At 36.3% G+C, this 8,966-nt stretch carries 6 protein-coding genes; 1 reads left to right on the top strand and 5 read right to left on the bottom strand.

The genetic code is table 11. The features are described from left to right. Positions 1 to 530: 530 nt before the first annotated feature. From nagB to JO950_RS19200, 4 genes are all read right to left on the bottom strand, one after another. Positions 531 to 2,459 (bottom strand): glucosamine-6-phosphate deaminase, encoded by a 1,929-nt coding sequence (gene nagB / locus JO950_RS19185; RefSeq protein WP_202704085.1) that lies wholly within the window; start codon positions 2,457 to 2,459, stop codon positions 531 to 533. A gap of 31 nt (positions 2,460 to 2,490) precedes the next feature. Next, positions 2,491 to 3,864, bottom strand: coding sequence for a sugar MFS transporter (locus tag JO950_RS19190; RefSeq protein WP_237732394.1), 1,374 nt, complete (start codon positions 3,862 to 3,864; stop codon positions 2,491 to 2,493). A 184-nt stretch (positions 3,865 to 4,048) separates the two neighbouring features. Next, positions 4,049 to 4,924, bottom strand: coding sequence for a sugar phosphate nucleotidyltransferase (locus JO950_RS19195; protein WP_202704086.1), 876 nt, complete (start codon positions 4,922 to 4,924; stop codon positions 4,049 to 4,051). A 214-nt stretch (positions 4,925 to 5,138) separates the two neighbouring features. Continuing rightward, on the bottom strand, positions 5,139 to 6,230 hold the full coding sequence (locus JO950_RS19200) for a mevalonate kinase (RefSeq protein WP_202704087.1): 1,092 nt from the start codon (positions 6,228 to 6,230) through the stop codon (positions 5,139 to 5,141). Positions 6,231 to 6,460: 230 nt separating this feature from the next. Here JO950_RS19200 and JO950_RS19205 point away from each other — a divergent pair, with 230 nt between their 5' ends. Continuing rightward, entirely contained in the window at positions 6,461 to 7,501 is a 1,041-nt protein-coding gene (locus JO950_RS19205) for a LacI family DNA-binding transcriptional regulator (RefSeq protein WP_202704088.1), read from the top strand. A gap of 681 nt (positions 7,502 to 8,182) precedes the next feature. On the opposite strand, the gene JO950_RS19210 is transcribed toward JO950_RS19205, so the two are convergent. Continuing rightward, a complete protein-coding gene (locus JO950_RS19210) occupies positions 8,183 to 8,821 on the bottom strand; it encodes a sugar-binding protein (protein ID WP_202704089.1) in 639 nt (212 codons plus the stop codon). Between the last annotated feature and the right edge of the window lie 145 nt (positions 8,822 to 8,966).

Consider the following 8,966-nt stretch of genomic DNA (forward strand, 5'->3'; position numbering starts at 1 on the left):
CCTTAGTGACTTAGCACCTCAGAACCTTAGCCCCTTTTAATATTTTCTTTTGCCAGAGATTAAAAAATAGTTTTCAGTCTCAGTTTTTCAGTCTCGGTTTCAAACTTACTGCCACTGACACTGTAAACTGCGACTGATAACTAAAACCTTAGAACTTTTTAAGATTTTCTTTTGCCACAGATTAAAAAATAGTTTTCAGTCTCAGTTTTCAGTCGCAAGACCTTAACCTCTTTTTAAAACGTACTGCCAAACTAACGATTAATAAAAAACAACTATTCGGGCAAATGATTTCGCCACGAATTCACGAATTATACTTAGAATAGTTCGTGAATTCGTGGCGAATATTAAAACTTAAAACCTTAGTGACTTAGCACCTCAGAACCTTAGCCCCTTTTAATATTTTCTTTTGCCAGAGATTAAAAAATAGTTTTCAGTCTCAGTTTTCAGTCGCAGTTTTCAGTCACAGTAAGTTTGAAACTGAGACTGATAACTAAAACCTTTGCTCCTCAGAACCTTTGCTCCTTTGAACCTTAGTAATGCCATCTCACGAAAGCTTCCATTGCAGCATAGGTCGCTAAACCTAACTGTTGGTATAAAGCTGCTGTTTCGGCATTTCGGTCTTCGGCTCTTTGCCAAAATTCTCTGGCATCGGTTCCCTGGAAAACAACGCCGTCTTTTTGAGACTGGTGTTTGAAGATACCGTGACGTTTTGCTAAAACCTGATCAGGGCTCATTGGTACCGCCATTTCCACTTCGTCAATTCCCCATTCCTGCCATGCTCCTCTGTATAACCATAACCAGCAATCGTCCATGAATGATTTTGGTTTCAATGCTTTTACAGCTTCAAAAATAGCATCCAGACACACTTTATGTGTTCCGTGTGGATCTGCTAAATCTCCTGCGGCATAAATTTGATGCGGTTTGATTTTTTCAATTAAATCCATCGTCAATTGAATATCTTCTTTTCCGATTGGTTTTTTCTCGATGGTTCCGGTTTCATAGAATGGTAATTCCATAAAATGAATTTGATCATCGCTTAAACCTACAAAATGACTGGTTGCTCTCGCCTCTCCTTTTCTGATCAATCCTTTGATGTAACGAACTTCAGGAATATCAATTTCACTGTTCTTTTTATTGATTAAGAAAGTCGCTGCTTTTTGGTAAATATTGTCTGCTTCTTCGCTTTTGATTCCGAATTTTTCATTGTAATCAATTACGAATCTTGCAAAACGCAAAGCTTCATCATCGGCTACAGCAATATTCCCGGAGGTTTGATACGCCACATGTACTTCATGGCCCTGCTCTTGCAAACGCATGAAAGTTCCCCCCATACTGATGATATCGTCATCGGGATGCGGACTAAAAATCAATACTCTCTTTTTAGCCGGTTCTGCTCTTTCCGGACGGTTGGTGTCTTCCGCATTCGGCTTACCACCTGGCCATCCTGTGATTGTATTTTGAAGTTTGTTGAATATTTTAATGTTAATATCGTATGCAGGACCTGAATCAGCTAACAAATCGCTCATTCCGTTTTCGATATAATCAGCATCGGTAAGCATTAAGATTGGTTTTTTAAGCTGAAGTGCTAATCCTAAAACGGCTTTACGAGTCAGTTTATCCGTCCATACTACTTTTTCTACTAACCAAGGCTTGTTGATTCTGGTAAGTTTTGAAGAAGCTTCTTTGTCTAAAACAAATACCGCATTGTTATGCTCCTGTAAAAAGGAAGCCGGTACACGATTGGTTACTTCATCCTCTACCGATTTCTTTACAATATTTGATTTTCCTTCTCCCCAAGCCAATAAAATTACCTGCTTGGCTTCCATAATCTTTTTTACTCCAAGTGTTATAGCTGTTCTTGGCGTATTACTCAATCCGAAGAAGTCTTTACTTGCCGCAACTCTGGTAATATGATCTAAAGCCACTAAACGTGTTTTAGAGTTTTGTAACGATCCCGATTCGTTGAAACCAATATGTCCGTTACCTCCAATTCCAAGAATCTGCAAATCGATTCCGCCAAGAGCTTCAATCTTTGCCTCATAATCGTGGCAATAATCAGCGATTTGTTCTTTGGTCAAAAGTCCGTCCGGAACGTGGTAGTTTTCAGGTAAAATATCGACATGATCAAACAGCAATTCTTTCATAAAACGAACGTAACTGTTGATTGAATTTGGTTCCATTGGATAATATTCATCCAGGTTAAAACTAATTACATTTTTAAAGCTCAAGCCTTCTTCTTTGTGTAAACGAACCAGTTCAGCATATAGTCCTTTTGGAGAAGAACCTGTTGCTAATCCTAAAATACAAGGTTTGTTTTCTTTTTGTTTGGATTGAATTAAAGCCGCAATTTCCTGAGCTACTTCTTTTGATGCATCGCCGGAATTTTCAAAAACGACCGTATTGATGTTTTCGAAACGTTTTTCGAACCCTGTTGCTTTGTCGATTTTACTTTTTAACATGATATAGTTTTTTAATTTTACTCGTTACATCTTACCACTTACGATATTTATGTCCTTTTACTGCGTAAAAAAGGATCATTAAATACGATGGCAGCAGCATTAAATAAGCAATCTGATTCCCGCTTTTTGAAACTCCCACGGTACCATTTGCCGTATTTGCTGCATTTATATTTTCTGTGATCATTCCGTAGAACAAAGGAAAAATTGCTCCTCCGATGATCCCCATGATCAAAATTGCACTTCCAATTTTTGTATAACCTCCCAAATCTTCTAATGCCATCGGCCAGATTGCCGGCCAGCAAAGTGCGTTTGCCAAACCTAATAACGCTACTAAAAGTATCACCACCGGTAAGTTTGGAATCCCCGGTAACTGAATCATTATTTTTGGCGAAATCAATACTATGGCCAACACTAAAATGACTCCCAAAACTCCGGATCCTTTCAAAGCTGTTACTTGTGAAAGGTATTTTGGAATTAATGTGATCCCTAATATATACCCTACAACCATTGCCGACATGGTAAACGAAGTTAGTTTTAAATAAAAATTCCCTTCGGCTCCATATACGCCTAGTTGTTTCCCGAATCCTCCAATCGAATCTCCCGCCAGGACTTCGGCTGCTAAATACAGCATCAAAGTAATTACTCCTAAAACCAATTGCGGGCGTCTGAAAGCATTTCTAATTTGCTTAAAAATACTCAGATGCGCTACATTTCCTTCTTCATCCAAATCAATTTCCGGAAGTGGAGACAGTTTTACCAAAAGCGCTAAAACCATTATAATCAATCCCATATAAAGATAGGGTCTTTGCAATTGTAATGCAAGTGAATTTAAAGCATTTGTTTTTGAAACGGCGTCCAAAACGGCAATCTTATCTGCTGTAAATTCCTGCATATTAGACAGTACCAATGCTGTTAATAGCAATGGCGCTACAAAACCTGCCAGTTTATTAGCGATTCCCAATACACTAATTCTGGCTGCTGCACTTTCTCTCAGTCCAATTACTACTACATAAGGATTGGAAGCCGTCTGCAAAATTGCCAGACCGGTTCCCATCACAAACAAAGCAATTAAAAACAGTAAAAAGGTTCGGCTTTCGGCGGCCGGATAAAACATAAATGCTCCGGCTGCAATGATTAATAATCCTAAAGAAATACCATTTTTGTACCCTACCTTTTCAATGACCCACGACGAAGGAACTGCCATTACAAAATAGGCAATATAAAACGCAAAAGTTACAAAATAAGCCTGAGAAGAAGACAACTCGCACGCTAATTCAAAAAAAGGAATTAAAGGTCCGTTTAACCAGGTGACAAATCCCAATATAAAAAATAACGCGGTCAGAATAATCATCGGAATGATTGAACTCCTCTTTTCTATATGTATTGCAGTCTCAATTTTTGACATAATTTTATTGGTTGATTGTTAATAGATTAGTTGTTTGATTCCTCTAAAATAACATCAACACTTTTTGCAAATATATCGCAATTTACCCGCAATTCAGTGCGTATTTTTTGCAATTTTAAAACAAAAGTAGTCTAATAAGTTATACTTATCTGTAAATTAGATATCAATTTTTTGTTAATTTTTCCTAAATACTCCAGTCTAAAACCGGATAATATTGCTTCAAATACTCCTTCACATCAGCAATATCTTCTTTAGCCGTAAGGTCCGGAACATGCTCTGAAAACGGAATACCTATTGTTGTATTTGGGTTTTCTTTTACAGCATTTAACAGCACTGTAGGCAGCTCTTTTTCGTCGCGCTCAGGATGAACAGGACAATTTTTCAAATGGGTATATAAAGTGCTTCCGTTGAATTTAAAAGTATTCATACTCACTCTGATTTTCCCTTCTACATCTTTATAGTCGGCTAAGACATCGGCTGAAGGTTTTTCTAAAATATCCAACAACTGATTGTTCTGATCTAATTTAGCAATGGCGAAACGCGAAATTCTTTCAGAAGGAAATTCCAAAGCTTCACGATCGTAAGCAATAAACGCATTTGGACTGTTGGTCTCTCTAAGTGCCAATAACGCAGCTGCCGAATACAAGTTGTCGCTGTTGCAAACCGAATACTGCTGTGTGTTTAACTCCGGAAACTGTTCTACCGCCTGAAACAAAGCATCGGCAGTACCAAAGGGCTTCACTCTGCCTTCGGGAATGTATTGTACAGCAAATGAAATAGTAAGTCCATGAAAATCGTTATCGGTATTCTGACTGCCGTAAAACTCTTTAAAAAGCTCTCCCTGCTCACCAATAATGATGTAGATGTTTTTATATCCTGCTTTTTTAGCGTTCAGCAGAAGATAATCCAGTAAAGGTCTCCCGCTTGCTCCAACTCCAATTAGCCCTTTACTTCTTTCATTTGCCTGCGCAATTTCTTCCTCAGATAAATTGTTTGAAATAGCTTCTTTTTTCATGCGCGAGGATGCTCCACCCGCAAGAATAACTAAATTGTTATGCATATTTATGTATTTTCATTTTTAATTTTCTTAAATCTATTTAGGCATGGAATTGTTTCAGGTTTTAGTTCTCGGTCTCAGTTTTCAGTTTTCGGTCTCAGTTTTCACTGTGTACTGCGACTGAAAACTGCGTATTGTTTCAGGTTCTCACCTCTCACCTCTCACCTCTCACAACTTAAATCTCACAACTTAAATCTCACAACTTAAACCTCACAACTTAAACCTCAACATTTTCAATAACCCTTACACCCGGATCAACCGCTACGGCATAGGCTTCCTGAGCTCCTGCTTCGAGAATGGCTTCGATCACCAAATCTTCTTTTTCCGGATTTGCGATAACGACTATACTTCCTCCTCCGCCTGAACCTACAATTTTTGCTCCGTAAGCACCAGCGCGCAAAGCAGCATTGACCATAGCATCAATTCGCGGTACAGTAATTTTTAATAAATCGCGTAAAACTTCATGATGCTGGTTCATCAATCCGCCTATTTTTTTAAGATCTAAAACCGGTTTTTCAAACTCTTTCAGAGCTTCTTTGGTATAATGATAGTTTTTTAATGCGGCTTCGAAGAAAGGAATCAATCGGTCCGGCAAGCAATTTCGGTAACGATCCAGGTCTTCTATTTTGGAAGCATGCAGATCAAAATCCGGGAAATTTTGCTTTACGATATCAATAGAAATTAAAGCATTTCCTTTTAACTCCCCCAACAAACCGATCGTTTCTTTTGGAACTCCCGAAACTCCTGTTATCAGGCCTTTCAAGCTCGTTCCTATTACTTTATACGAAAAGGGATCTTTGGTATTGATGTACACAATATTCCCCACCCCAATACTAAAATGATCCATCATTCCACCCGGTTCTCCATGTTCCAATACTTCAGATTCATAACCCAATTTGGAAATAAACTCAGGAGTAACTTCACGATCAATACCATAAGCATCGATCAAAAAACGAATCCATGCCATCAACAAAGCCGAAGAACTCGAAGTTCCGGAGTTTATTGGAATATCTCCCGTAATAGTAATGTCGTATCCAACGTTTGGCACACAGCCGTACCTGCGCAATACACGTAAGGAGGAGGCAAAATAATCTCTGGGTTCTAATTTGTCGAAAGTGGCGTCAATATCAATGGTACGAATCTCATTAATATCAATCATATTTAAAACAAAGGTCTGAGTCAGATTTTGTTCGGCAATTAGTTGTATATTCCGATCGATTGCACAGGCGATAACCGGCAATCCTAAATAATCCTGATGATCTCCAAAGAGACAGGTTCTGCCCGGGGCTAATGAGGTAATTTTTTTCACTTGAAAATTTTATAATAAAACACTGTAAAACAAAACATTACAATGAAACTTGGTTAAAAATTGGTCTTATTCTTTTGATTTTGATTCTACGAAACTATTGATTATATTTTTATAAAACAAGAAAAAACAAAAAAATGTGCTCGAACACACTATTAAAATGTTCTCGAGCACACTAATTAATTCTTACAGGATTTTTAAATAATCAAATCAAAGTTTCTATATTTGCCAATATGGATAAAAAGTACACCATTAAGGATATAGCAAAAATGGCCGGAGTTTCGAAAGGGACTGTCGACAGGGTTTTGCATAACAGAGGAAAAGTTTCTCCTACAGCACTGGACAAAATAAATGAAGTTTTAAACGTCATTAATTACGAACCGAACTTAATTGCACGAAATTTAAAGAACACCAAAGTTTACAGAATTTGTGTTTTACTGCCTGATCCGGAAATTGACCCGTACTGGCTTCCCTGCATTAATGGAATCCAGGATGCTAAAACCGAATTTAAAGCGTATAGTGTTATTATTGAAACACACTTCTTTAATCCGGAAAGCACCAAATCGTTCTTAAGTGCTCATGATATCATTATCCAAAAATCGCCTGATGCTGTTTTAATTGCTCCATTATTCCACAAAGAAACGGTAGAAATTGTAAAGCAATATGACGATTTAAACATCATCGTAAACACCTTCAACAACCAAATTGAAGGTGAATCTATAAAAAGTTTTGTTGGACAGGATTTGCATAAAAGTGGTCGTGTAGCTGCCAGCCTAATGAATCTGATTTTAACAGAAGGTCAGATCGCCATCATACATATTGACGAAAGCCTTAAAAATGCGGTACACATGCAGGAAAAAGAAAAAGGCTTTAAAAGTTACTTTGATGAGAAAAAGATCAGTGGTTTTTCACTTACCACTCTAAAATTAAAACATCAGAATGTGGAAACTAAATTTTCTGCATTTTTAGACGAAAATCCAAATCTGAAAGGTATTTTTATCACGACCTCAAAAGCGTACCAAATTGCCTCTATACTGTCTACTGTAAAGGATAAAAAGATTGCGGTTATCGGTTATGATTTAGTGGAAAAAAATGTGAATTTCCTGAATCAGGGATTGGTTCATTTTTTAATTCATCAAAATCAAAAACGACAGGCTTATTTAGGCGTGAGTACTTTGGTTGAACACTTTTTATTCCGAAAAGATATTCCGGAAACGATTTTACTTCCAATAGATATTATTAATGTGGAGAATGCTTCTTTTTACGTTTCCTAAATAACACTGGATTGTCGGTAAATTCCACAGAGTTACACATAAGGTTACACAGAGATACACAAAAAATGTTTTAAAAATCTTTGCTGACTAAGCATTTCACAGAGTTCTTAAAAAGCATCGAGCTATTTCAAGAACTCACAAAACAAGCAAAAAATCTGTGTTAATCCGCGTCTTCGCAAAGCGAACCAGTGTCATCTGTGTACTGTTAGGCTTACCGTATTGAATCTTTGTTTTTTCACGCAGATTTAACTGATTTAAGCAGATTTACGCGGATATCCCTTAAATCAAACTAATGATTACAAACAAGTGACAAGTTTTTTTTTATATCGATTCTTTACAATTTTCTTTCCAACAGATCTGGCAGATTTTATAGATCTTTCTTAGTCAAAAACAATATAAATTTGTTAAAAACGAAACTTCGTACTATAAAAATTCCACAGGAACGAAACATATAAATAAAAACAACAAGCATCACGTATAAAAAACTTTGCAACTTAGTGCTTTTGCGTGATTATTTTTAAAATTCAACTCATCCTTAAAAATTTAAATTAACCGTCACAAGACTCCTTGCTTCAGCAAACTCACACAGAGATACACAAAAAAAGACTTTAAAATAACTTCGTGAAGCTTTGTGATTCCTTTGTGTAACTCTGTGGAAAAACCATTTCATCCTGTAAACCCCTATTCCATTAAAATAAATTTCCCAAAAGAAGAAGCAATATGAAAATTAGGAGTTTCGGTATTAGGATTTACCCAGGAAATCCAGGTAGGTTCATACTCCCGATTTTCATTCTCCAAAAACTTAGCTCTAAAAACACCCGCTTCTATAGTATTGTTGTGTATTAAATTCAACTCTTTTAAGGATTTTATACTGATTCGTCCTTCAACTGTAAAAGAAATTTCATCTTTTGAAGTTTTGATTTCGAAATCGGTTTTAGGCCATTTCCAGTCAAAATCAAATTCTTTGTTGGGACGAGCTCTAAAATCCATTAAACGCCCGGCTGTATCCATTTCCAGACAATAATAAGGATCTAAGGATTCGTTCGTTCTAAAAAACAATTCTACACGATCTGAATTTCCAATACTGTCAAAACTATCGTCTTTTTGATCAATATAAATTTGGGTATCAAAAACTCTGAAATTAAAAAAGAAATTTTCAAGATCCCAGAACGCTCTGAATTCTATTTTTGAAAATGGGTCACTTTTCCATGGCGAGCAAAAATCAGTGAAGCAATTTGCGTTTTCCCAAAATGATACAATAGGATTTTGCACTTCTTTTTCCTGACTTTTATCTTGTAAAACTACCTGATATTCTTTCACTCTATTTTATTTTTATTTTGTTAATTTTTTTAACATTTTAAAACTTTGAAAATGACTTCAACTATGGTCTGATTTTTATTTTTTTCGAATTATGAATGTAGGTTAAAATTTAATAAAATAAAATATCTCATTTTTTATCATAAAC

Origin of the sequence: Flavobacterium sp. UGB4466 (assembly GCF_903469665.1) — a bacterium.
GTDB lineage: Bacteria > Bacteroidota > Bacteroidia > Flavobacteriales > Flavobacteriaceae > Flavobacterium > Flavobacterium lipolyticum.